Origin of the sequence: Amycolatopsis lexingtonensis (assembly GCF_014873755.1) — a bacterium.
In the GTDB taxonomy this organism is placed as follows: Bacteria; Actinomycetota; Actinomycetes; order Mycobacteriales; family Pseudonocardiaceae; genus Amycolatopsis; species Amycolatopsis lexingtonensis.
Window position 1 is genome coordinate 8,684,499 of the sequence record NZ_JADBEG010000001.1, and the last position, 22,945, is coordinate 8,707,443.

A 22,945-nucleotide genomic window follows, 5' to 3' on the forward strand; every position below is an offset into this window, starting at 1 on the left:
AAGGCATGAACCGCCTCGCCAGCGCGACCAGCCCGTACCTGCTCCAGCACGCGGACAACCCGGTCGAGTGGTGGCAGTGGGGTCCGGACGCGCTGGCCGAGGCGCGGCGGCGGAACGTGCCGATCCTGCTTTCCGTCGGCTACGCCGCGTGCCACTGGTGCCACGTCATGGCGCACGAGTCGTTCGAGGACGCCGAAACCGCCGCGGTGATGAACGCGCACTTCGTCAACATCAAGGTCGACCGCGAGGAGCGGCCGGACATCGACGCGGTGTACATGGCCGCGACGCAGGCGATGACCGGGCAGGGCGGCTGGCCGATGACCTGCTTCCTGACCCCGGACGGCGAGCCGTTCCACTGCGGCACCTACTACCCGCCGTCGCCGCGGCCGGGCATGCCGTCGTTCCGGCAGCTGCTGGCCGCCGTCGCCGAGGCGTGGGGCGAGCGGCCGGACGAGCTGCTCGAGGGCGCGAAGCAGATCGTCGCGCACCTCGCCGAGCAGACCGGGCCGCTGCAGGAGTCCGTTGTGGACGAAGCGGTGCTCGACGCCGCGGTGACGAAGCTGGCGCAGGAGGCGGACCCGGTCAACGGCGGGTTCGGCCGCGCGCCGAAGTTCCCGCCGTCGATGGTGCTGGAGTTCCTGCTGCGCCACCACGAACGCACCGGGTCGACGGCCGCGCTGTCCCTTGTGGACAAAACGGCCGAGGCGATGGCCCGCGGTGGCCTGTACGACCAGCTTGCCGGCGGGTTCGCGCGCTACTCCGTGGACGCCGAATGGCTCGTGCCGCACTTCGAAAAGATGTTGTACGACAACGCGTTGCTGCTCGGCTTCTACGCGCACCTCTGGCGCCGGACCGGCTCGGCCACGGCGTCGCGGGTGACCACCGGGACCGCGGAGTTCCTCTTCGCCGGCCTGCGGACGCCGGAGGGCGGCTTCGCGTCGTCGCTGGACGCGGACACCGACGGCGTCGAAGGCCTGACCTACGTCTGGACGCCGTCGCAGCTGCGCGAGGTGCTCGGCGACGACGCCGAGGCGGCCGCCGAGCTGTTCGGCGTCACCGCCGAGGGGACCTTCGAGCACGGGACGTCCACGCTCCGGCTGTTCGGTGACCTCCCCGAGTCGATCCGGGTGCCCCTGCTGGCGGCGCGGGACCGGCGGCCGCAGCCGGGCCGCGACGACAAGGTGATCGCGTCCTGGAACGGCCTGGCGATCAAGGCCTTGGCCGAAGCGGGCGTGGCGCTGGATCGTCCACAGTGGATCGACGGCGCGGTCGAGGCGGCCGAGCTGCTGTTGCGGGTGCACGTCGTCGACGGGCGGTTGCGGCGCAGTTCGCGCGACGGCGTCGTCGGGGAGTCCGCCGGCGTGCTCGAGGACTACGCCTGCGTCGCCGACGGGTTCCTCGCCCTGCACCAGGCGACCGGCGCGGCGAAGTGGCTCACCGAGGCGACGCGGCTGCTCGACCTGGCGCTGGCGCACTTCGCGTCCCCGGACGTCCCCGGCGCGTACTTCGACACCGCCGACGACGCCGAGACGCTGGTCCAGCGCCCGGCCGACCCGGGCGACAACGCGAGCCCGGCCGGGGCGTCGGCGCTGGCCGGCGCGCTGCTGACGGCGTCCGCGCTGGCCGGGCACGCCGATTCGTCGCGGTACCGCGAGGCCGCGGAGCGGGCGCTTCGCCGCGTCGGCGTGCTGGCCGCGCGGGTGCCGCGGTTCGCCGGGCACTGGCTGTCGGTCGCCGAAGCGCTGCAGGCCGGCCCGGTGCAGGTCGCGGTGGTCGGCGCGGACCCGGCGTTGCGCCTGGCCGCGGCGCAGGGCGTGCACGGCGGCGGCATCGTGCTGGCCGGCGAGCCGGACGCGCCCGGCGTCCCCCTGCTGGCGGACCGTCCGCTGGTCGACGGCGGCGCGGCGGCCTACGTCTGCCGCGGGTACGTCTGCGACCGGCCGGTCACGTCGGCGGAGGCGTTGACGGCCCAGCTCTGATCGCCCTGGGTGAACGCGTCCCTGTTGCTCTTGTAGTCGGCGTAGCGTCAGTAGCGTTGTAATCATGTAATCGCGGAGGTGGCGAACATGGGACGAGGCTGGCGAGGGAGCCGGGGCTGGCAGCAGGCCGAGGTGCCGTCGGCGGACGACGCGGCGGCCTGGTTCGGCGGGCGCCTGCCCGACGGCTGGTTCACCGGCGCCCCGGAGGTGACGGTCGACCGCGAGGAGATCATCGTGGTCGGCGAGCTGCCGGCGCTGAGCGGAGAACACGCCGATGACGCGGCCCGCGCGGCGGCGGAGGAGGGCCGGATCAGCCGGTTCCGCGAGGAGACGCGCGACGAGCGCATCGAGATCGCGCGCCAGGCGGAGCACCGCTACCAGCGCAAGGTGGCGTGGGGCGCCCGCCTCGGCGGGACGAAGGCGCTGTTCACGACGCATTCGGCCCCGGTGATGACCCGCTTGCGGCAGCCGGAGCGCCTGGTGCTGGACACGCTGGTGGACGCGGGTGTCGCGCGGTCGCGGTCGGACGCGCTGGCGTGGGCGGTCCGCCTGGTGGGCGAGCACGCCGACGCCTGGCTGGGCGAGCTGCGCGAGGCGATGAGCAAGGTCGACGACCTGCGCTCGAAGGGCCCTGACCTGGCGTGAAGAAGTCCACGTTTAGGGGTCTCCCGCCGTTCTGAACCTGCGGCGCGGACGGGGCTGCGGCAGGCTTACTACCAACGAGTAGGAAGCCTGCCGTCAGCCCTTTCCGGAGGTAGCCGTGGACGTCCCCGAAGTGCCGTCGAAAGTGGACCCGGACTCGCTGACCGCCGTTCTCGACGGTCGCTGGGCCGAGCTGCGCCGCGGGGTGCGGGCGCAGATGGCCGGCACGGAATTCCGGGACCCCGTCGACCTCGGCACCGAGCCGCACCGCGCGCAGGTCCTCGACCAGCTGCGCGCGCTCGCCGCGACCGACCGGCCCGGCCTGGGCTTCGACCCCGCGTACGGCGGCGGTGGCGACGTAGGCGGTTCGGTGACGTCGTTCGAGATGCTCGGCTACGGAGACCTGTCCCTGATGGTCAAGGCCGGTGTCCAATGGGGACTGTTCGGCGGCGCCGTCCAGCTGCTCGGCACCGAGCGGCACCACGAGCGGTACCTGCGCTCGATCATGAACCTCGACCTGCTCGGCTGCTTCGCGATGACCGAGCACGGGCACGGTTCCGACGTCCAGCACCTGCGCACGACGGCGACCTACGAGGACGGCGAGTTCGTCGTCCGCACGCCGGATCACATGGCGCAGAAGGAATACATCGGCAACGCGGCCCGCGACGGCCGGATGGCGGTGGTGTTCGCGCAGCTGATCACCGGCGGCGAGTCGCGGGGCGTGCACGCGTTCATGGTGCCGATCCGGGACACCGTAGGGAAACCGCTGCCCGGAGTGTCCATCGAGGACTGCGGCCCGAAGGCCGGGCTCAACGGCGTCGACAATGGACGGCTGAGCTTCGACGACGTCCGCGTTCCGCGTGAGGCTTTGCTGAACCGCTTCGGCGACGTCGACGAGAACGGGACGTACTCGAGCCCGATCGAGAGCGACAGCCGCCGGTTCTTCACCATGCTGGGCACGCTGATCCGCGGCCGGGTGAGCGTCGGCGGCAGCGCGGGCAGCGCGACGAAACGCGCGCTGGCACTCGCGATCCGCTACGGCGAGCACCGCCGCCAGTTCGCGACCCCGGACGGCGACGAGGTCGTCATCCTCGACTACCTCGCGCACCAGCGGAAGCTGCTGCCGGCGCTGGCGAAGACGTACGCCCTGCACTTCGCGCAGGAAGAGCTGGTGTCGAAGCTGCACGACATCGACTCGTCGGCGCCCGAGGAGGAGCAGCGTGAGCTGGAGTCGCGCGCGGCCGGCATGAAGGCCCTCAACACCTGGCACGCGACCGCGACGATCCAGGCGGCGCGCGAGGCCTGCGGCGGCTCGGGCTACCTGGCGGAGAACCTGCTGCCCGGGCTGAAGGCCGACACCGACGTCTTCACGACGTTCGAGGGCGACAACACGGTGCTGCTGCAGCTGGTCGCGAAGGGGCTCTTGACCAGCTACAAGCAGGATTTCCAAGACCTCTCCCCGCTGGCGACCGCGCGGTTCTTCGCCGAGCAGGTGGTGAGCGCGGTCCTGGAACGCACGTCGGCGCGCAAGGCCGTCGAGGCGCTGACCGAGGGCTCCGACGCGGAGGTCTTCTTCCGCCGCGAGTGGCAGCTCCGGCTGTTCGAGGACCGCGAGGAACACGTCGTGGAAGGCGTGGCGAAACGCCTGCGCAAGGCGGCTTCGGACCCGTTCGGCGTGTTCAACTCGGCGCAGGACCACGTGCTGCGCGCCGGCCGCGTCCACGTCGAGCGCCTGGTTCTCTCGGCGTTCGTGGCGGCGATCGAGCGCTGCGAAGACCCGGACGCCCGCACGCTCCTGGAGCGCGTCTGCGACCTGTACGCGCTGTCGGCGATCGAAGAGGACCTGGCCTGGTTCCTGGGCCACGGCCGCCTGACGGCGTCGCGCGGGAAGGCCGTCACCGCGGCGGTGAACGGCCTGTGCGCCCAGCTGCGCCCGCACGCGCGGACCCTGGTGGACGCGTTCGCGATCCCGGAGCAGTTCCTGGCGGCGCCGATGCTCAAGTCCTGATCGGACGTTTTGGGCGGATCCTTCGGTGGGGTGGCGGAAACGGGGCCGTAGCGGCGATCTAGCCTTGCGCGTCCGCTTCCCGAACTCCCCGAAGGACCCGCGATGGGCGCACGCCGCGAAAGACGTCTGCTGGAAACCGCCGCACCGATGATGCAACCGGGCGAAACGCCCGAAGTGATCGCCATGGCCAAGGTCGGCTCGCTGCGGAAGGTGCTGGGTGAGCACTTCGCGCTCGGCATCGCGACCGCGGTCCTGAGCGGCGGGACGATGTTCTCGATCACGTCCCAGCGCGAGCTCTACCTGCTGCTGACCGACCGCCAGCTGCTGTTCTTCGAGGCCGACGTGCACACCGGCGGCCCCGGCAAGGCGCTCTTCGGCGTGCCGCGCACGCACGTCGCGATCACCGAGCCGAAGGGCGGCTTCCTGGTGAAGTTCGAGCTCCGCATCCACGGCTGGGACCAGGTCCTGACCCTGTCGATGCCGCCGTTCCCGCCGTCGATGCGGAAGAAGGGGCTGCGGCTGATCGCGGGCCTGCCCCGCCTCGAGCACGCGAATTCGTGACCGCGGCGGGTGGCCGGTATCGGGGACCGGCCACCCGCCGCGGGGTTTTCAGCGGCGGCGCTTGCCGTCGTCGTCGGTGACTTCGAACTGCTCCTTGCGGACCTTGCCGGAGACGGTCTCCTCGTCGGTGACCGACTCGGTCCGCAGCCGCACCCGTTCGACCGGCACGGCTTCCTTGCGCACCACGGGTTTCTCGGCGTGGAGGACGACGTCCTGCTCGTCCTCGCCGATCTCGACCTTCCCGTCGGCCTTCGTGATCGGCTCGCGTTCGATGCGCACTTCCTCGTGCCGCACCGGAACGGTGACCTGCTGCTCCTCGGTGACGACGTACTTGCGCAACCGGACGTGACCGGTCTCGACCTCTTCGGTCCCGACGTTCAGCCGTTCCTCGGACCGGATCATGCCCTCGTCGGCCTTGCCACGGCCGGCGTCCATACCCGGCTTGCCGCGGCCGCCGGCGTCCATGCCGTGCTTGCCCCGGCCGGTGCCGCCCATGGCCGGATCGCGGCCCTGCGACCGGTCGCCCATCCGGCCATCGGGTGAGGTCCGCGGCACGGGCAGGCCGTAGTGCTGGTAGAGCTGCGTGCTTTCCTCGGGCGAGAGGTGCCCGTCGGCGTCGATGCGCGGCGCGTCGGAGACGGCGTCCTTGTCGACCCGGACGTGCACGCCGTCCTTGTCGGTGTGCGCGCCGGAGAGCGGCACGAAGCTTTCCTTCGTGCCGAACAGACCGGTCTTGACGGTGATCCACTCCGGCTGGTGGGTGGCGTCGGCGAGGTAGACGTTGCCGACCTTGCCGAGCTTGTTGCCCGCCGGGTCGACCACGGCACTGTCGATGAGCTCTTGCGGCTGCATGGTCGTGGCTGCTCCTTTCGCGCGTTGGGTCCGTGGGCCAACGGTCTGCCCGCCCGGTGATCACGGCAACCGTCGTGATGTCCCCGTGGGTGACCCCCGAACGTGCTGGTTTGAAGCGCCGCCGGCGGGCCAGTCCGTGGTGCCGACCGAGGCTGAACCCGGCATTCCGCGCGTGATCGAAGCGGGCCGCGTGACGCAAAGGTGTGGATGTGACCGGCGCCACTCCGGTCGCTGTCACAACGCCGGGAGCCGGGTCGTCATGTCTGTGAACCGAACGAAGGGAACAACGATGGAAGCGCGGCTCAACATGTTCGAGAACCCGGTCACGGCGAAGTTCGTCAAGCGCCTGATCGCGGCGTCCCACCCGGTCGAGGAGTCCTCGCTGCCGAAGGCCACGCAGGAACTGGTGAAGATCCGGGCGAGCCAGATCAACGGCTGCGGCATGTGCCTCGACATGCACACGAAGGACGCGGCGGCCGCGGGCGAAACGGCGGTCCGCCTGGCAATGGTGGCGGCGTGGCGCGAAGCGGTGGTGTTCACCGAAGCCGAGCGCGCGGCCCTGGCCCTGACGGAGGAGGCCACCCGCCTGGCGGATGCGCACACCGGCGTCAGCGACGCGACGTGGTCGGAGGTCCGCAAGCACTTCGACGACGAGCAGATCGGCGCCCTGATTTCGCTGGTGGCGATGATCAACGCGTGGAACCGGCTGAACGTGATCGTCCAGAACCCGGCGGGCGAGTACCAGCCGGGAATGTTCGGCTGAAGGTGGTGGCCGAGGGGCTTCGTTCGCTGGGGGAGTGCGAGCGAGGCCCCTTTTGTCGGGGCGAGCCTAGGCGTACATGGCCAGCCAGATCGCGATGTAGTGCGAAATCGCCGCCAGCACCGTGCAAGCGTGGAAGTACTCGTGGTACCCGAACGTCTCCGGCCAGTGGTTCGGCCACTTGAACCCGTAGAACGCCGCCCCGAGCGTATAAAACAGCCCACCCACGCACAGCAGCACCAAAGCCGCCACCCCGGCGTGCGTCAACAGCTCCGGGAACACGAACACCGCGACCCACCCCAGCGCGATGTAGATCGGCACCCCGAGCCACCGCGGCGCGTGCGGCCACAGCATCTTCAGCGCCACACCGGCGATCGCGCCGCCCCACACGATCGACAGGATTACGTACCCCGTCGGCTTGGACATCGCCAGCAGCGTGAACGGTGTGTATGTGCCCGCGATGAACAGGAAGATCATCGAGTGGTCCGCGCGCTTCATCCACTTGTACGCGCGGGGGCTCCAAAAACGACGGTGGTACAGCGCGCTCACGCCGAACAGGCCGAGCACCGTCAATCCGTATACCGACGTCGCCAGTGCCGCCACCGGGGACACCGTGGACGCCGCCAGGCTGATCAGCGCCGCCGCCGCGGCGAGGGCGCCGAAGAAGGTCCAGAAGTGGATGTGGCCGCGCAGGCGCGGGCGGAGGTCCACGGCCGGCTCGGGCGGTTCGGTCGTCAGGCTCACCCTCCCAGGTTACGGGAGCGTAGGTTCTCCAGCAGTGCTCAGTCACGCGCCTCACACCGAGTGCGTAGGCTGCCTCGACGTGAGTGTTCGCTCGTTCTTGTCCGACGTCGTGTACAGCGCCTACGGCAGGCGCCTCATCCAGCAGGCCGCCGGGCGGCATCCCCGGCACATCGCCATCATGCTCGACGGCAACCGCCGTTGGGCCCGTGAAGCGGGCTTCACGGACGTCGCGGACGGCCACCGGGCCGGCGCGAAGAAGATCGCGGACTTCCTGAGCTGGTGCCAGGAGGCCGACGTCGAGGTCGTCACCATGTGGCTGCTCTCGACCGACAACCTCAACCGCGATCCGGACGAGCTCACGCCGCTGCTGAAGATCATCACCGACGTCACCGACGAGCTCGCCGCGCCCGGGACGCCGTGGCGGCTGCGGATCGTCGGGGCGCTCGACCTGCTACCCAGTGAAGTCGCCAAGCGACTCAGCGAAGCCGCCGCGCGGACCGAAGGCCGGACCGGGATCGAGGTCAACGTCGCGGTCGGTTACGGCGGGCGCCAGGAAATCGCGGACGCCGTGCGCAAGCTGCTGCTCCAGCACGCCGACGAAGGCACGTCGATCCACGAGCTGGCGAAAATCCTCGACGTCGACCACATCTCCGAGCACCTCTACACCTCGGGGCAGCCGGATCCGGACCTCATCATCCGCACTTCGGGAGAGCAGCGGCTTTCCGGATTCCTGCTCTGGCAATCCGCGCATTCGGAATTCTGGTTCACCGAAGCTTATTGGCCGGCATTTCGCCGGGTCGACTTCCTGCGTGCCATCCGCGACTACGCCTGGCGGCACCGGCGGTTCGGTTCCTGAGCACGCCGAAGGGCCCCGGAGCGGACTCCGGGGCCCTTCGAAAGCCTGACTCAGCCGTGGTGGTGCTCCAGCGAGTGCAGGATCAGCGCCGGGGTGGTGGCGATGCCCGTGTAGGCACCGGCGACCAGGGAGGCCGCACCGTAGCCCAGGGCGCCGCCGCCCTCGATGAACGTGGCGTAGGCGTCGCCGAACGTCGGGTCCGGCGTGCCCGTCGTGTCGCCCGTCGCGGCGAACGCGGTGCTGCCGATCATCATGAGACCCGCAGCCGTGGCGGCGACGAAACCAGCCTTCTTCAGCACTTCGCACACTCCTAGGTAGAACTGTTGGGATCCGGGGCACCGGGGGTCCGGTGGTGTGTCCCGCAGCCAGAAAATTACTCGCTTAACAGGCGTCTCGTACGGCTTGTACGCCCATTGTGTGAGCCTGTAGCAGGCGCTTTCACTCGGACCGGTTCTCTCTTGGTGGCGGGAAATGCGCGCCGCAACCGAACGTGGTAGAAGCCGGGAAAACGCTCTTGTGAATACAACGGGTCAGCAATTCCGCCAAGATCATTCCGACGTGGGTGTATCGATCGAGACGCCGGTGACTCACGGTAGCGGTCACTGGACGTCGATGTCGGACGACCGACAGTGAGGTGACGATCTGGCGAATCACCGTGTTGGCTCCCTGCGCGATCCGGCATTCGTGGGTACCTTCCGAAGAGAGGACACGCGTTCCGTGCGGGTCCTCGCGGGAGGCCCTGGTCGTGACGGTGATCGAGGGGGCGGCGCAGCCGCCCACGAGACGCACGAGGGGGCCGGCACCCGGCCCTCGTGGCCGCGCCACCTGACCCACCGGTCAGGAGGAGTGGTCCAGCCAGGGAGGTGCCCGGCCCAGCGAGTGCGGGCGTGAGGTGCACACGCCCTCGAGGGAGATGCCGTCGTGACTGCGCAGCGTTTGCCCCGTAAGGCCTCTGGCCACTCTTCGACCGGTGCCGTTCCTGGCCCGGAGAAAGCCTCGACCTCGCCCGAATCCCAGCAGCACATGTACGTGCTCGACACGTCGGTCCTCCTTTCGGACCCGTGGGCGGTCACCCGCTTCGCCGAGCATGCCGTCGTGCTTCCGCTGGTCGTGATCAGTGAACTGGAGGCCAAGCGCCACCACCCGGAGCTGGGCTGGTTCGCCAGGGAATCCCTGCGCATGCTCGACGACCTGCGCCGCCAGTACGGCCGGCTCGACGCGCCGCTCCCCATCGGGGACCACGGCGGCACGTTGCAGGTGGAGCTGAACCACTCGGACCCGTCGGTGCTCCCGTCCGGGTTCCGGACCGACTCCAACGACCACCGCATCCTCGCCTGCGCGCTCAACCTCGCGGCGGAGAACCAGGCGGTCACGCTGGTCACGAAGGACATCCCGCTGCGGGTCAAGGCCGGGGCCGTCGGTCTCGAGGCGGACGAGTACCGCGCGCAGGAAGTGACGCCGTCCGGCTGGACGGGCATGGCGGACGTCGACGTCGAACAGGACGTGCTGGACACGCTGTTCGGCGGCAGCACCGTCGACCCGGTCGAATACGGCATGGACGAGCTCGCCGAGCTGCCCTGCCACACCGGGCTGCGGCTGCTCGCGGGCACGTCCAGCGCGCTGGGGCGGATCACGGCGGACAAGCGCATCCGGCTGGTCCGCGGCGACCGCGAGGCGTTCGGCCTGCACGGCCGCAGCGCCGAGCAGCGCGTCGCGCTCGACCTGCTGCTCGACTCCGACGTCGGGATCGTGTCGCTGGGCGGCCGGGCCGGCACCGGCAAGTCGGCGCTCGCCCTCTGCGCCGGCCTCGAGGCGGTGATGGAACGCCGCCAGCACCGCAAGGTCGTGGTGTTCCGGCCGGTCTACGCGGTCGGCGGCCAGGACCTCGGCTACCTGCCCGGGTCCGAGAGCGAGAAGATGCAGCCGTGGGCGCAGGCGGTGTTCGACACCCTCGGCGCGCTGGTCAGCCAGGAGGTCCTCGACGAGGTCTTCGACCGCGGCATGCTCGAGGTGCTCCCGCTGACCCACATCCGCGGCCGCTCGCTGCACGACGCGTTCGTCATCGTCGACGAGGCGCAGTCACTGGAACGGAACGTCCTGCTGACGGTGCTCTCGCGGCTCGGCACGGCGTCCCGGGTGGTGCTCACGCACGACGTCGCCCAGCGCGACAACCTGCGCGTCGGCCGCCACGACGGCGTCTCGGCGGTGATCGAGAAGCTGAAGGGCCACCCGCTCTTCGCGCACGTCACGCTGACGCGCTCGGAGCGTTCACCCATCGCCGCCCTGGTCACCGAGATGCTGGAGGACCACGGCTGATCCCCAGTCCGTGAAGGCCTCCTTACCGGCATTTATGACCGGTAAGGAGGCCTTCACGGCTTTTACCAGCCCGAGGGGAGGGGGCGGCCTTCGGCGAAGCCGGCCGCCGACTGGACGCCCAGCAGTGCGCGCTCGTGGAACTCCTCCAAGGTGCGCGCGCCCGCGTAAGTGCACGAAGAGCGGACGCCGGAGCCGATCGAGTCCAGTAGGTCCTCGACGCCCGGGCGCTGCGGGTCGAGGGACATCCGCGACGACGAGATGCCCTCCTCGAACAGCGCCTTCCGCGCGCGGTCGAACGAGTTGTCCGTGCGCGTCCGCGCGCCCACCGCGCGCTTCGACGCCATGCCGAACGACTCCTTGTAAGGCCGGCCCTGCTCGTCGAACCGCAGGTCGCCGGGGGATTCGTAGGTTCCGGCGAACCACGAGCCGACCATCGCCGCGGACGCGCCCGCGGCCAGCGCCAGCGCGACGTCGCGGGGGTGGCGGACCCCGCCGTCGGCCCAGACGTGCTTGCCCAGCTCGCGCGCGGCGGCCGCGCAGTCGGCGACCGCGGAGAACTGCGGGCGGCCCACGCCGGTCATCATCCGGGTCGTGCACATCGCGCCCGGCCCGACGCCGACCTTGACGACGTCGGCGCCGGCCTGGATCAGGTCGCGCGTGCCCTCGGCGGTGACGACGTTCCCGGCGACCACCGGGACCTTCGGCGACACCGACCGGACGGCCTTCAGCGCGGCGATCATCTTCTCCTGGTGCCCGTGCGCGGTGTCGACGACCAGCACGTCGACGCCGGCGCCGAGCACTGCTTCGGCCTTCGCCGCGACGTCGCCGTTGACGCCGATCGCGGCGGCGACGCGCAGCTTGCCCGCGCTGTCGACCGCCGGGGTGTAGATGTCCGCGCGCAGCGCCCCGACGGCGGTCAGCACGCCCGCGAGGCGGCCTTCGGCGTCCAGGCCCAGCGCCAGGTGCGCGCCGTGGCTGTGCAGCTGCTCGAAGACCTCGCGCGCCGGCGTGGTCACCGGGACCGCGACGTGCGCGGGCTGCGCGACGTCGGCGAGCCGCGCGAAGCGGTCGACGCCCGCGCAGGCGGCTTCGTCGACGATGCCGACCGGGCGGCCTTCGCCGTCGACGACCACGACGGCGCCGTGGGCGCGCTTGTGGACCAGGTTGAGGGCGTCGGCGACCGCGTCACCGCCGGTGAGCACCAGCGGGGTGTCCCACACCGTGTGGCGGCTCTTGACCCAGCCGACGATCTCGGTGACGGCGTCGGTGTCGACGTCCTGGGGCAGCACCACCAGCCCACCGCGCCGGGCGACGGTCTCGGCCATCCGGCGGCCGGCGACCGCGGTCATGTTGGCGACGACGATCGGGATGGTCGCGCCGGTGCCGTCCGCGGTGGAGAGGTCGACGTCGAAGCGGGACTCCACGTCCGAACGGTTCGGCAGCAGGAACACGTCGTCGTAGGTCAGGTCGTGGGCGGGCCGGTGGCCGTCGAGGAAACGCACGAGTCACCAGACTACCTGCCGGGCCCGTGGCAGGATCGACGGCATGAGCCGCCGCGACCGGGACACCGAGGGACGGGCACGCAACGCACGGCCGCGCGACGGTCTCGGCCGGCCGCTGCCGTACGGCGCCGACGGCGTCGAGCGCCAGCCCGAAGGCATCGAGAGAACCCCGGCGCAAACGCTTGCGGAGGCGCAGCGGCTGCTCGACGACGGCAAGCCGTTCCACGCGCACGAGGTCTTCGAGGACGCGTGGAAGACGACCGACGGACCCGACCGTGAACTGTGGCGCGGCCTGGCCCAGCTCGCGGTGGGGCTGACGCACGCGGCCCGCGGCAACAACGTCGGCGCGGTGTCGCTCCTGGAGCGCGGGGCGGCCAACATCGAGCCGTTCCGGAGCGAGCCGCCGCACGGGATCGACGTCGCCGGGCTCCAGCAGTGGGCGCTCAAGCTGGCCGAAGAGGCGAAGCAGCGCGTCCGGGTGTCGCCGGGCGCGCCGAGGCTGACGTGCTGACGGCGGTCGGGGCCGCGGCCATCGCGGCCGTCGCGTCGCTGATCGGCGTGACGCTGGGGGCACTCGTCGAACCGGTGAAGCTCAACGCCGCCAGGCGCGCGAAGCTGCGGCAGGATCGCGCCGACCGCTGCGCCGGACTGATCGAGGCCGCGACCCGGGCGCGCAAGCACATCGTCGACATCAACGTGATCCACCGCCGCCGGGAACTGGACGAGGAGCTCGAAACCGACGCACAGCGCGAGATCGAGTTCGAAGACGCGTACTACACGGTTCGTACCGAAATGCGCTCGTTCTACGGGCTGCTCGTGATGAGCGGCCCGGACGAGCTGGTCGAGCAGGCGGACGAGCTCCGCCGGAAGGAGATGGAACTCCACCAGACCCGGTGGGAGCTCGACACCGACGGGAAGTTCGACCAGAGGTTCCTGCCGCCGCCGGTTCGGCAAGCCAGCTCCGCCTTCGACCGGGCGATCGAGGAGTTCGCCCTCGTCGCCCGGAAGCACACCTCCTGAGCCGCACTTTCACGTGAAAGTGCGGCTTTTAAGCCGCGTCCCAGCCGCTCGAGGCGGCCTTCTCCGCGCCGATCGTCGTGCCTTCGCCGTGGCCCGTGTGCACCTTCGTCGCCTCCGGGAGCGTGAACAGCTTCTCCCGGATGGACTTCACGATGGTCGGGTAGTCCGAATAGGACCGTCCGGTGGCGCCGGGGCCGCCGTGGAACAGGGTGTCGCCGGTGAACAGCACGCCCAGCTCTTCGGCGTACAGGCACACGGCGCCGGGCGCGTGTCCCGGCGTGTGGATGACCCGCAGCGCCGTGCCCGCGATCGTGATCGTCTGGCCGTCCTTCAGCTCGCCGTCGGGCGCGCGGTCCGGGTGCGTCTGGTCCCAGAGGACACGGTCGTCCGGGTGCAGCAGGATCGGCGCGCCGGTGGCCGCGGCGAGCTCCGGGGCCGCGTTGACGTGGTCGTTGTGCGCGTGGGTGCAGACGATCGCGGCCAGTTTCCGGTCACCGACGACGTTTTCGATCGCCTTGGCGTCGTGCGCCGCGTCGATGACGATCACCGTCGTGTCGTCGCCCACGATCCAGACGTTGTTGTCGACGTCCCAGCTGCCTCCGTCGAGCTGGAAGGTTCCGGACGTCACCAAGTTCTGCACGATCGCCGTCATGCGCCCGACCCTAACGGTCATTCGACGGGTAGATGACATACCGACGGTATGCTACTCTCGCGTCACCTTACTTCGAGTAAGTTCGAGAGGTGAAGCGATGACGCTCCTGGCCGAGCCGCTGAAACTGCGCTGCGGCGCCGTGCTGCCGAACCGCCTGGCCAAGTCGGCTCTGAGCGAGCAGCTCGGCGACCGGCGCAACGCGCCGACGCGGGAGCTGCACGAGCTGTATCGCACCTGGGCCCGCGGCGGCGCCGGGACGTTGATCACGGGCAACGTCATGGTCGACCCGGCCGCGCTCGGCGAGCCGCGCAACGTCACGGCGACCGCGGACCCGGCCGGCTTCCGCGCGTGGGCCCGCGCGGTCGAGGGCACCGACACGCGGTTGTGGGTGCAGCTCAACCACCCGGGACGGCAGAGCCCGCGGTACCTCTCGCGCGAGCCCGTGGCGCCGTCCGCCGTGCCCTTCGGCACCCGCGGCATCCGTACCGCCTTCGCCGCTCCGCGCGCGTTGACCGGCGAAGAGATCGAAGCGATCATCGAACGCTTCGCCGTCGCGGCGCGGACGTTCGCCGACGCGGGCTTCCACGGCGTCCAGATCCACGGCGCCCACGGCTACCTCGTGTCCCAGTTCCTTTCGCCGCTGACGAACCTGCGCACGGACGAGTGGGGCGGCGACGCGGTGCGCCGGCGCCGATTCCTGCTGGAAGTCGTGCGGCGCGTGCGGTCGGCGGTAGGGGACGACGTCCCGGTGGCGGTGAAGCTCAACAGCGCGGACTTCCAGCGCGGCGGCTTCACCGAGGAGGAGTCCCTGGAAGTCGTGCGCGATCTCGGCGAGACCGGCGTCGACCTGCTGGAAGTCTCCGGTGGGACGTACGAGAAGGCCGCGATGATGGGCTCCGGCCGAGCGAGCACGCAGGCGCGCGAAGCGTACTTCCTGGACTACGCGGCGAAGGCGCGTTCGGTGTCCGACGTGGCGTTGATGGTCACCGGCGGCTTCGCGACGCGGGACGGGATGGAAGAGGCGCTGCGCTCCGGCGCGCTGGACGTCATCGGGCTTGGCCGGCCGCTGATCGTCGACCCCGGGCTGCCCGCGCGGCTGCTCGACGGCGAGGACGCCCGCGCGGAGCGGCGCTGCCCGAAGACCGGCGTCCGGCTCGCCGACAGCCTCCTCGAGATCCAGTGGCACACCCGGCAGATGCACCGGATCGCGGCGGGCAAGCCGGTCGACCGCCGCGGCGCGCTGCCGACGCTGGTCCAGGCCGGGCTGACCGACGGGCTCAACGCATTCCGTCGGGTGCGGGGCTGAGCCGGCGGTCGTAGAAGCGCGCGCCCGCGGCGAGCGCGGTGAAGAACAGGCCGATGAAGACGCAGTTGAGCGTCACCTGGCCGTAGCCGAGCGCGCCGGCGTCGACGAACGGGTACGGGTAGAAGCCGGTGACCGCGCCGCGCGGCAGGGTGAACGCTAGCCAGGCCAGCGGGTAGAGCAGCGACCACCAGACCGTGCGCCAGGTCAGGACGCCGCGCGGAGCGGCGAGCAGCCAGCCGAGCACGAACAGGATCGGCGTCACCTTGTGCAGCATGGTGTCGGCGAAGAACGCCAAGCCGTGCAGCTCGTACAGGCCGGCGAGCGCGACCTGGTAGACGATGCCGGTCACGATGATGCCGACCAGCGCGTCGAGCAGGAGGACGGTGAACACGCGCCCGCGCGCCCGGTCCAGTGCGATCAGCGCCGAGGTGAGCGCGACCAGCAGGTTCGAGTCGATGGTGAAGAAGCAGAGCAGGTTCGCGGTGGGGGTGGCCACCACCTGGCTGACGAGCCCGGTCAGCGCGACCACGGCGGTGACCGCGAACCAGGCGCGGGTGAGCTTCTCGCTGCGCATTTCCGGAGCTTAGCTCCACAGTGGACGTCTCGATCGGGATCACTCGATCGAGGAGCGCCGGTCACCCGGTCCGCGTCCTATTGTCGGCGGCGATGGACGTCGAACGCACCCCCGGACGCCGCGGGCGGGTCGCGCAGGGACCCGTGGAGGACACCGGCCCGGTCGCGGAATTCGCGCGCCGGCTGTGGGAGCTGAAGCGCGCGGCGGGCGACCCGTCTTACGACCGGATGCGCGACGAGCTGGGCGCACTGGCCTCGAAGTCGGCGCTGTCGGCCGCGGCCCGCGGGAAGCACCTGCCCAGCTGGGAAACGACGTGGGAGTTCGTGCGCGTGCTCGCGGTAGGCGTGCTCGGGCAGGACGAGACGGCGGCCCGGCTCGACTGGCGCGGGTGCTGGGAGCGGGCTCGCGAGCCGGCGGAAGCCGTCGCGAAGGCGGCCGAGCCCGGTCCGTCCCGTGGCCGGTGGGCGGCCTACGGCCTCGCCGCGGCCGTCGCGATCGTGCTCGTCGTCGCGCTGGCGCTCCTGTTCGGTGGCGCGTTCTCGACCGAAGAGCCGGCCGCTGCCGGCGACGTGTCCGAGTTCGTCGCCGACGTGACCGTGCCCGACGGCACGCCGATCCCGGCGGGTAGCCGGTTCGTCAAGACGTGGGAGCTGCGCAACGCCGGATCGGTCGGATGGATCGGGCGGTACCTCGTCCGCTCGGGTTCGTTCGGCAGCCCCGGCGAGTGCCGGACGCCCTCGCGCGTCCCGATCCCGTACACCGCGCCCGGCGAGCACGTGCGGATCTCCGTCGACGTGCAGGCGCCGTCCGAGGCCGGGCACTGCCAGGTGTACTGGAAGATGGCCGACTCCGAAGGGCACCTGCTGCTGCCGGACGCCCGCGCGGTCTTCTTCTCGGTCCGGATCGTGCCCTGAATTTGGCTTTCCCGCCCCGCTGGCCAAATCGCTGACCTGCGAAGACGATCTTCGTTTGGCTCGCGCGCGGAGCTGGCCGGCCGATGTCTTCCCCGCCACCGCCGAGGGTCCCTAACGTCGTCGGTGTCCGGATCTCCTGGGCGAATCCATTTCATCTTTTCTTGCAGGGGAAGGAAATCCATGCGTCCGTATCTGAGGGTCGCGGCCGTCACGGGGGCCGCGCTCGTCGCGGGTCTGCTGCCGGCCGGCACGGCGTCGGCCTCCGCGCCGGCGGCAGGGACCGTGGCGAGTGATCCGATCATCACGTGCGAGTCCGGGTACCACGGCTGGATGCGCCGCGCCGGCAAGGACGCCATCTGCCTGTGGCCGGGGGAGCGCACCTGGAACATCCGCGTCTTCGAGTGCGCGGGTGACCTGACGCTCTACTTCGAGAACGGCAAGCACACCTACTGCGGCGGCTCGATGAAGTTCGGCATCGACATCGCCGAGACGTCGAACGTGGTCAAGACGAAGGTGGGGAACCGATGACGCGCACACTGGTGGTCCCGGTCGTGGCGCTGGCCGCGACACTGCTGGCGGCGCCCGCCGCGTCCGCCGCCTCCGCCGCGACGAAGGTGTGCGCCGGCGGTCAGCTGATGGGCGGGGCGACGAAGGTCGTCGAGGTGAGCGCCGGGCAGAAGATCGACATCACGGTGCACAACAGCGACTACCGCGGGATGCTCGTCCAGATCATCGAGGACGTCTTCGACAAGGGCCTGTGGAGCGGTGCGATCGCCCCGGGCAAGGAGCACACGGTGTCCCACGGCGTGCTCGGCGACCCGCCCGTCTACCACAAGATCCGCTTCGAGGTGACGTCCAACCTGTCCAACAACTACACCTACGCGATCAAGTCGGATCGCTGCTACTGACGCCGGACGCGCCCCGGTGCCGGGCACCGGGGCGCGCGTTCGTCAGGCGGCGGTGAGGGCGTCCCGGAGGGTGGTGAACGCCTCGTACTCGGCCTTCTGGTCGACGGGCAGCTGGTAGGCGGCGGCGAGGACCTTCGGCACGGACGGCAGGATGCTCAGCCGGAACGACCGGCCGTCCGTCGTCTTGATCACGAACCGGCCCTGCAGGTCGCGCTTCTTGACCGCGGCCCGGTTCGCGTCGGTGATCGTCAGCGGGGTGCCCGGCGTGACCGTGCCGCTCTTTTCTTCGAGCGGCACGATCACGAGGTCGGTCGAGCCCGGCCGGAAACCCACCGCGAAATTGCTGACGGTGGTGGTGCGGAAAAAGATGAAGTTCTTCTGCTTGATTTCCGCGGCGTACACCTTCGTGTAGCTCGTCCCGTCCGGGACGGCCGCGTCGAAAGCGGCGTGGATCGACGCTTTCAGCTGTTCTTTGCTTGCCACTTCTACTCCTCCATGACCGCTCGGGGACTGAGCGGGTCTTCCGAGGAGCAGCATCGTAGTGACAGCCGCACTCTTGATCTGTGGGGAAAAATCGCGTCATCGAGCGGTGTCGAACAAACCGAACGACGCTATTTCCGGTCAAAGATCAGCGGAGCGCTTTCGCCAGTGCGGGGACGAAGACCGACGCGTCGACCGTGCCCCAGCCGCTGGCGATGTCGAAGCCCTTGGCCGCGGTGAAGCCGGTGACGCCGTCCTGGCTGTTGTCGCCTTCGGTGACGTCGACGATGCCCGCCTGCGTGCCCGCCGGGCCCAGCTTCGTGTACAGCGCCGGGTTGATCTGGCCGAGCTTGCCGTGCTTGGCCTGCACCGCGAGCGCGAGCACGCCGGCGAACAGCGGCGCGGACTGCGACGTGCCGTGCACGCCTTCCATGCTGATGTCCGGGAACGACCGCATCTTGCTGCCGGTGATCTTCTTGACGCCGTCCTGCCAGGACGGCCGCGCGTACGCCTTCGACAGCCCGGCGCCCTCGGCGAACCCGTTGTCGGCGACGTTCACCAGGTCGTCCGCCTTGGTGCGCGCGCCGTTCGCGTCGAGGTGCAGCTGCGTGCCGCCGAGCGTCGTGACGCGCGGGTCGGACGCCGGCCAGCTCGCGACGCGGTACGGGTAGTTGCCCGGACCGTAGAGGTAGCCGCCGGTCGGCCCGTCGTCACCGGAGGAGGCGACCATCGTGATGCCGGCCTTGCTCGCGCGGTCCAGCGCCGGGTCGAGCGTCTTGATCGAGTCGAACGACGGGAAGTTCTCTTCCGTCGTGCCGAAGCTCATCGAGATCACGTCGACGAGCTTGTGCTCGGTCATGTAGTCGACCGCGTGCATCATCTCGGGCAGGCCGGTGAAGCCCTGCGTCTCGGCGACCGGCGTCGCCGCGACGACGATCTTCGCGTTCGGCGCCATGGCGTGCATCATCGTGACGTCGAGGTCGGTCTCGCCGCCCCAGCCCTGGCAGGTGGCGGTGTCGACGCCGGGGTCGGTGCACGCGGGCACCGGGCCGGACGGCTGGATCACCTCGACGTTCGCCGGCGGGAGGCCGTGGTTCTTCGAGTAGGTGTCCAGGACCTCCTTCACCTTGTCGTCGCCGAAGGACACCAGCGTCGCCACGGTGCTGCCCGCGCCGGTGATGCCGGCGTTCCACAGCTTCGTCGCGTTGTACGCGGTGCTCTCCTTCGGCAGCGACGCCATCGCCGCCTCGAGCTTCGCGACACGCTTCTGCACGGTGTCGGCGCCGACGAACGACCGCGCGGCCGCCGAGAAGTGGTGCTTCGACGGCTGGTGCCCGGCACCCGGCGTGCTCGGCACCGGCGTGGCGAGAGCCGGTGCCGCGAACGCGGTCACGAGCAGGGTCGTGCTCGCGAGCAAGCCGGACACAGCGCGCAATCTCATGCTTTTCTCCCGTGGCTGAAGGAAACTCCGTCAGCCACTCTGGCCAGAACCGGGAGAAGGCAACATCGACTTTCGTCTTTCCTTTTACGAGGAAAGCACCGCCGACACGCGAAATGTCGCGATCAAGACGTTCGTAGTCAGCTCCCTTCCGACCGGTCGCCGTGCAGGAGGCCGCGGACGGTGTCGATCGTGTCCGCGTCGGCCGGCTCCTTGTCCGGGCGGTAGCGCACGACCCGGGCGAACCGCAGCGCCAGGCCACCGGGGTAGCGGGTCGAAACCTGGGCGCTGTCCAGCTCGATCTCCACCACCACTTCGGGCCGCACGTACACCGTCCAGTCGTCGCGGTGGGTTTCGATCTCCTGGAACCTCGTCGTCTGCCACGCGAGCAGCTCGTCGGTCATGCCCTTGAACGTCTTGCCCACCATGATCGGCGGGCCGCCGTCCGGGTCTCGTGCGCCCAGGTGGAGGTTGGACAGCTTGCCCGTGCGCCTGCCGTGCCCCCACTCCGCCGCGAGCACCACCAGGTCGATCGTGTGCACCGGCTTGACCTTCAGCCACGCCCGCCCGCGCCGCCCGGCCGCGTACGGCGACGCGAGGTCCTTGACCATCACCCCTTCGTGCCCGGCTTCCATCGCCGCCTCCAGCACCTCGGCGGCGCGCGAAACACCCACCTCGCCGGGGATCACGTGCGCCCCGGCGACCTTGCGCAGCGCCGCGTTGCGCTCGGACAGCGGCGCGTCCAGCAGGTCGACGCCGTCGAGGTGCAGGCAGTCGAAGAAGTACGGCCGCAGCAGCAGCGCCTGGACCTGCTCCTCGCGCGTGCTGCCGAACCGGCTCATCGTGTCCTGGAACGGCCGCGGCCGCCCCGCGTCGGTCAGGGCGAGCGTTTCGCCGTCCAGCACCACGGATTCGCACGGCAGTGCCCGCACGAGTTCGACCAGCTCCTGGACGCTGCCGGTGATCTCGCGCAACGTCCGCGTCCAGACGTGCACCTCGTCGCCCTGCCGGTGCACCTGGATCCGCGCACCGTCCATCTTGTACTCGACGATCGCCTCGGCGTGCTCGGCGACGGCCTCCTCCAGCGATTCCGCCGGCGACGCCAGCATCGGCTTGACCGGCGTCCCGAGCGCGAGCCGGAACTCCGCCAGCGCGGCCTGCCCGCCGGTCATCGCCGCGACCCCGGTGACGCCCAGCTTCCCGGACAGCATGAACGCGCGCCGCACGTCCTCGGCCGGCACCTCGGCCGCCGCCGCGACGGCGTCGACCATCACGCCTTCCAGCGCACCCTGCCGCAGCTCGCCGGTGACCAGCCGGAACAGGAACTGCTGCTCCTCCTCGGTGAGCCGGACGAACAGCGCCCGCAGGACGTCCTGCCTGCGGGTCGACGAGCCCGTGCCCGCCGCAACGCCCGCGGCCTCCGTCAAGGCCGCGTCCACCTCCAGCACCGTGATCGCAGGCTCCGGCGCGGGCGACGCACCCAGCCCGGCCAGGGTGCGCCAGCCCGCACCCAGCCGGTCCTGCGCCGTCTGCCCGGTCAGGTACGCGATCACCGTGGCCAGCTCGGTGAACTCGGCGGCGCGCAGCACCGCGGCCAGGAGGGCGATCTTCGCCTTCCTGGACCTCGTCGCCGCCAGCTCGGCGGACACCCGGACCAACTCGCTCAGCAACACCCGGACATCATGACCCGCACCACCGACAATTTCCTGCCGATCAGATGTCTCCCCTGGTGCAGAGGGGGTCGAGCAGCCCGTCCTTGGTCACGCAGGGGGTGTACCCGGCGTCCTGCAGCTCGGCCCGCGCGGTCGGGCTCGCCAGGTAGTCCAGGAACCGCTTCAGCACGCTCTCGCCGTCCGGTACGCCCTTCGTGTACAGGTACTCCACGGTCCAGAACCGGTAGCCGGCGCCGATCGTCGTGACGTCCGGGTAGTGGCCGTCGAGCTGCACGACGCCGACCTGCTGGTCGCGGGCGGCCGCTGTCTTGGCCGCCGGGACGTCGGCGTACCCGATCGCGCCCGGCACGTTCGCGACCTCGGTGAGCACCTCGGCGGTCGTCCCGCGCTCGCAGCGGGTGGTCGCCGCGGCCGGATCGCGCTCCGGCTTGCGGCACGAGTCCGACGTCAGCCGGTCTTCCGCACCGCCGAGCACCTTCTGCTCGAACGTCTTGCGCGTGCCCGACTCCTGCCCGCGCCCGACGATCCCGATCGGCACCGACGGCCCCGGCCGCAGCTGGTCCCAGTTCCGCACCCGGCCGCTGAAGATGTCCTTGACCTGCTGGGTCGTCAGCTTGTCGACCCCGGCCGCGCGGTTGACGACCAGGCTGTAGACGACCACCGCGACCGCCTTCGCCGCCAGGTCGGGTCCGGCTTCCCCGGACCGGCCGTCCGACAGCACCGCCAGCCCGTTCTTGTTCGCGGCGTCGACGGGGGCGAGCGCGCGGACGCCGGTGACGCTGCCGGTCGCGCGGGTGGTGATGGCGGCGCCGTCGCACTGGCCGTGGTACTCGGCGGCGATGCTGTCGATGATCGGGACGAACGCGCTCGAGCCCTCGACCGACAGCTTCCCGGTGGCGCACTGCGCGGAGGTAGCCGGCCGGGACCACGAGACGAGCAGCGTGGCCAGCAGGGCGCCGGTCAGCAGCACCCCGACCGCCGTCGTGATGACCGGCCAGCCGAACCGGCGCTGCTTGCGGTCGTCCTTGATGCGGCCGGCGGCGAGCCGGGCGTGGTGGTCGATCTCCTTGCTGATCTCGCCGTCGTGCTCGTCGGACTCACGCAGGACGACGACCAGCTTGAACTTCTCCTTGCGCTTCAAGGAGAGCCGCGCGAACCGCACGCCGTGCCAGTCGGGCGCCTCGGGCGGTACTTCGGCCGCGGCGAGGCCGGCGAACCGTTTCGGCAGCCACGCGCGCACCCGGGCCAGCTTCACGGCTTCGACCGGCCGCTGCGGCGTCTCGCGCGTGAAGAACTCGAGGCCGTCGCGGACGTGCTGGCGCAGGCCGTCGTCGGTCGCGTCGGACACCCGCGCGTCCCAGACGATCCGGCTGCCGAAGGTGAACGACAGCGGGATCTCGAAGTCGCCCGGCGCGATGTCGAAGCTGCCGGTGTTGTGGATCCGGATGACGACGATGCTCATCCGGTCGAGCAGCCGCGCCACTTGTTCGAGCTGCGGGGCGGCCTGCGCGGAGCCGTTTTCGCCGTCGTGCAGGTCGATCGGGGACAGCCCGATCTTGGAGTTGTAGAGCACCCGGAACGTCATCCGGCGGCGGCGGATGAAGTAGCGGTCGACGAACGGCGCGGCGATCGCGACCAGCGCGGCGATGCCGAGGACGAGGCTGCCGGAGTCGGAGCTCAGGATCTCGGCGAGGGACTGCATGGTCGCGCCGACACCCACCGTGCTGCTCCTCTACCCCCGGATCCCCAGTTAGAGCAGC

Annotated in this window: 23 protein-coding genes; 13 read left to right on the top strand and 10 right to left on the bottom strand. The window is 70.6% G+C overall.

Features of this window, described 5'->3' with window-relative positions; translation table 11 throughout:
• The first annotated feature begins 5 nt into the window (after nucleotides 1–5).
• From H4696_RS40510 to H4696_RS40525, 4 genes are all read left to right on the top strand, one after another.
• Nucleotides 6–1,979 (top strand): thioredoxin domain-containing protein, encoded by a 1,974-nt coding sequence (locus H4696_RS40510; RefSeq protein WP_086857436.1) that lies wholly within the window; start codon nucleotides 6–8, stop codon nucleotides 1,977–1,979.
• Nucleotides 1,980–2,066: 87 nt separating this feature from the next.
• Nucleotides 2,067–2,624 carry a hypothetical protein gene (locus H4696_RS40515; protein ID WP_086857435.1) on the top strand — a complete coding sequence of 186 codons (558 nt, stop codon included), beginning with the start codon at nucleotides 2,067–2,069 and terminating at the stop codon, nucleotides 2,622–2,624.
• Between the two features lie 115 nt (nucleotides 2,625–2,739).
• Complete coding sequence (locus H4696_RS40520) at nucleotides 2,740–4,629, top strand: acyl-CoA dehydrogenase family protein (RefSeq protein WP_086857434.1); 1,890 nt, start codon at nucleotides 2,740–2,742, stop codon at nucleotides 4,627–4,629.
• Nucleotides 4,630–4,731: 102 nt separating this feature from the next.
• Complete coding sequence (locus H4696_RS40525; protein WP_086857433.1) at nucleotides 4,732–5,190, top strand: hypothetical protein; 459 nt, start codon at nucleotides 4,732–4,734, stop codon at nucleotides 5,188–5,190.
• Between the two features lie 48 nt (nucleotides 5,191–5,238).
• Here H4696_RS40525 and H4696_RS40530 read toward each other — a convergent pair whose 3' ends face one another.
• On the bottom strand, nucleotides 5,239–6,042 hold the full coding sequence (locus H4696_RS40530) for a DUF2382 domain-containing protein (protein WP_086857432.1): 804 nt from the start codon (nucleotides 6,040–6,042) through the stop codon (nucleotides 5,239–5,241).
• Nucleotides 6,043–6,331: 289 nt separating this feature from the next.
• Here H4696_RS40530 and H4696_RS40535 point away from each other — a divergent pair, with 289 nt between their 5' ends.
• A complete protein-coding gene (locus H4696_RS40535; RefSeq protein ID WP_086857431.1) occupies nucleotides 6,332–6,805 on the top strand; it encodes a carboxymuconolactone decarboxylase family protein in 474 nt (157 codons plus the stop codon).
• A 66-nt stretch (nucleotides 6,806–6,871) separates the two neighbouring features.
• Here the strand turns inward: H4696_RS40535 and trhA are convergent, their stop codons facing one another.
• Nucleotides 6,872–7,513: a PAQR family membrane homeostasis protein TrhA gene (gene trhA / locus H4696_RS40540; RefSeq protein WP_086857456.1), complete on the bottom strand. Its 642-nt coding sequence runs from the start codon at nucleotides 7,511–7,513 to the stop codon at nucleotides 6,872–6,874.
• 112 nt (nucleotides 7,514–7,625) lie between these two features.
• Here trhA and H4696_RS40545 point away from each other — a divergent pair, with 112 nt between their 5' ends.
• On the top strand, nucleotides 7,626–8,402 hold the full coding sequence (locus H4696_RS40545) for an isoprenyl transferase (RefSeq protein ID WP_169734878.1): 777 nt from the start codon (nucleotides 7,626–7,628) through the stop codon (nucleotides 8,400–8,402).
• Nucleotides 8,403–8,452: 50 nt separating this feature from the next.
• Here H4696_RS40545 and H4696_RS40550 read toward each other — a convergent pair whose 3' ends face one another.
• Nucleotides 8,453–8,701 carry a hypothetical protein gene (locus H4696_RS40550; protein WP_086857455.1) on the bottom strand — a complete coding sequence of 83 codons (249 nt, stop codon included), beginning with the start codon at nucleotides 8,699–8,701 and terminating at the stop codon, nucleotides 8,453–8,455.
• A gap of 724 nt (nucleotides 8,702–9,425) precedes the next feature.
• On the opposite strand from H4696_RS40550, the gene H4696_RS40555 reads away from it, so the two are divergent.
• Entirely contained in the window at nucleotides 9,426–10,718 is a 1,293-nt protein-coding gene (locus H4696_RS40555) for a PhoH family protein (RefSeq protein WP_086857429.1), read from the top strand.
• 62 nt (nucleotides 10,719–10,780) lie between these two features.
• On the opposite strand, the gene guaB1 is transcribed toward H4696_RS40555, so the two are convergent.
• Entirely contained in the window at nucleotides 10,781–12,220 is a 1,440-nt protein-coding gene (guaB1, locus tag H4696_RS40560) for a GMP reductase (protein WP_086857428.1), read from the bottom strand.
• Nucleotides 12,221–12,263: 43 nt separating this feature from the next.
• Here guaB1 and H4696_RS40565 point away from each other — a divergent pair, with 43 nt between their 5' ends.
• Nucleotides 12,264–12,731: a DUF309 domain-containing protein gene (locus H4696_RS40565; RefSeq protein WP_086857427.1), complete on the top strand. Its 468-nt coding sequence runs from the start codon at nucleotides 12,264–12,266 to the stop codon at nucleotides 12,729–12,731.
• Entirely contained in the window at nucleotides 12,725–13,240 is a 516-nt protein-coding gene (locus H4696_RS40570; protein ID WP_086857426.1) for a hypothetical protein, read from the top strand. Before H4696_RS40565 ends, H4696_RS40570 begins: the two co-directional genes overlap by 7 nt.
• Nucleotides 13,241–13,268: 28 nt before the next feature.
• On the opposite strand, the gene H4696_RS40575 is transcribed toward H4696_RS40570, so the two are convergent.
• A complete protein-coding gene (locus H4696_RS40575) occupies nucleotides 13,269–13,892 on the bottom strand; it encodes an MBL fold metallo-hydrolase (protein ID WP_086857425.1) in 624 nt (207 codons plus the stop codon).
• 97 nt (nucleotides 13,893–13,989) lie between these two features.
• Here H4696_RS40575 and H4696_RS40580 point away from each other — a divergent pair, with 97 nt between their 5' ends.
• Nucleotides 13,990–15,198 (top strand): NADH:flavin oxidoreductase/NADH oxidase family protein, encoded by a 1,209-nt coding sequence (locus H4696_RS40580; RefSeq protein WP_086857424.1) that lies wholly within the window; start codon nucleotides 13,990–13,992, stop codon nucleotides 15,196–15,198.
• Here the strand turns inward: H4696_RS40580 and H4696_RS40585 are convergent.
• Nucleotides 15,170–15,772, bottom strand: coding sequence for a Pr6Pr family membrane protein (locus H4696_RS40585; RefSeq protein ID WP_086857423.1), 603 nt, complete (start codon nucleotides 15,770–15,772; stop codon nucleotides 15,170–15,172). The two genes, H4696_RS40580 and H4696_RS40585, sit on opposite strands and share 29 nt — an antisense overlap.
• Before the next feature lie 92 nt (nucleotides 15,773–15,864).
• On the opposite strand from H4696_RS40585, the gene H4696_RS40590 reads away from it, so the two are divergent.
• The 3 genes from H4696_RS40590 (at nucleotide 15,865) to H4696_RS40600 (ending at nucleotide 17,594) form a co-directional block, all read left to right on the top strand.
• Nucleotides 15,865–16,686: an NBR1-Ig-like domain-containing protein gene (locus H4696_RS40590; protein WP_086857454.1), complete on the top strand. Its 822-nt coding sequence runs from the start codon at nucleotides 15,865–15,867 to the stop codon at nucleotides 16,684–16,686.
• A gap of 180 nt (nucleotides 16,687–16,866) precedes the next feature.
• Nucleotides 16,867–17,214, top strand: coding sequence for a hypothetical protein (locus tag H4696_RS40595; protein ID WP_086857422.1), 348 nt, complete (start codon nucleotides 16,867–16,869; stop codon nucleotides 17,212–17,214).
• A complete protein-coding gene (locus tag H4696_RS40600; RefSeq protein WP_086857421.1) occupies nucleotides 17,211–17,594 on the top strand; it encodes a hypothetical protein in 384 nt (127 codons plus the stop codon). Before H4696_RS40595 ends, H4696_RS40600 begins: the two co-directional genes overlap by 4 nt.
• Nucleotides 17,595–17,636: 42 nt before the next feature.
• Here the strand turns inward: H4696_RS40600 and H4696_RS40605 are convergent, their stop codons facing one another.
• From H4696_RS40605 to H4696_RS40620, 4 genes are all read right to left on the bottom strand, one after another.
• A complete protein-coding gene (locus tag H4696_RS40605; protein WP_086857420.1) occupies nucleotides 17,637–18,077 on the bottom strand; it encodes a hypothetical protein in 441 nt (146 codons plus the stop codon).
• Nucleotides 18,078–18,222: 145 nt separating this feature from the next.
• A complete protein-coding gene (locus H4696_RS40610) occupies nucleotides 18,223–19,515 on the bottom strand; it encodes a S53 family peptidase (RefSeq protein ID WP_225955947.1) in 1,293 nt (430 codons plus the stop codon).
• Between the two features lie 137 nt (nucleotides 19,516–19,652).
• Nucleotides 19,653–21,185, bottom strand: coding sequence for an ATP-dependent DNA ligase (locus H4696_RS40615; RefSeq protein ID WP_086857418.1), 1,533 nt, complete (start codon nucleotides 21,183–21,185; stop codon nucleotides 19,653–19,655).
• 40 nt (nucleotides 21,186–21,225) lie between these two features.
• A complete protein-coding gene (locus tag H4696_RS40620; RefSeq protein ID WP_086857417.1) occupies nucleotides 21,226–22,905 on the bottom strand; it encodes a PstS family phosphate ABC transporter substrate-binding protein in 1,680 nt (559 codons plus the stop codon).
• Nucleotides 22,906–22,945 lie beyond the last annotated feature (40 nt).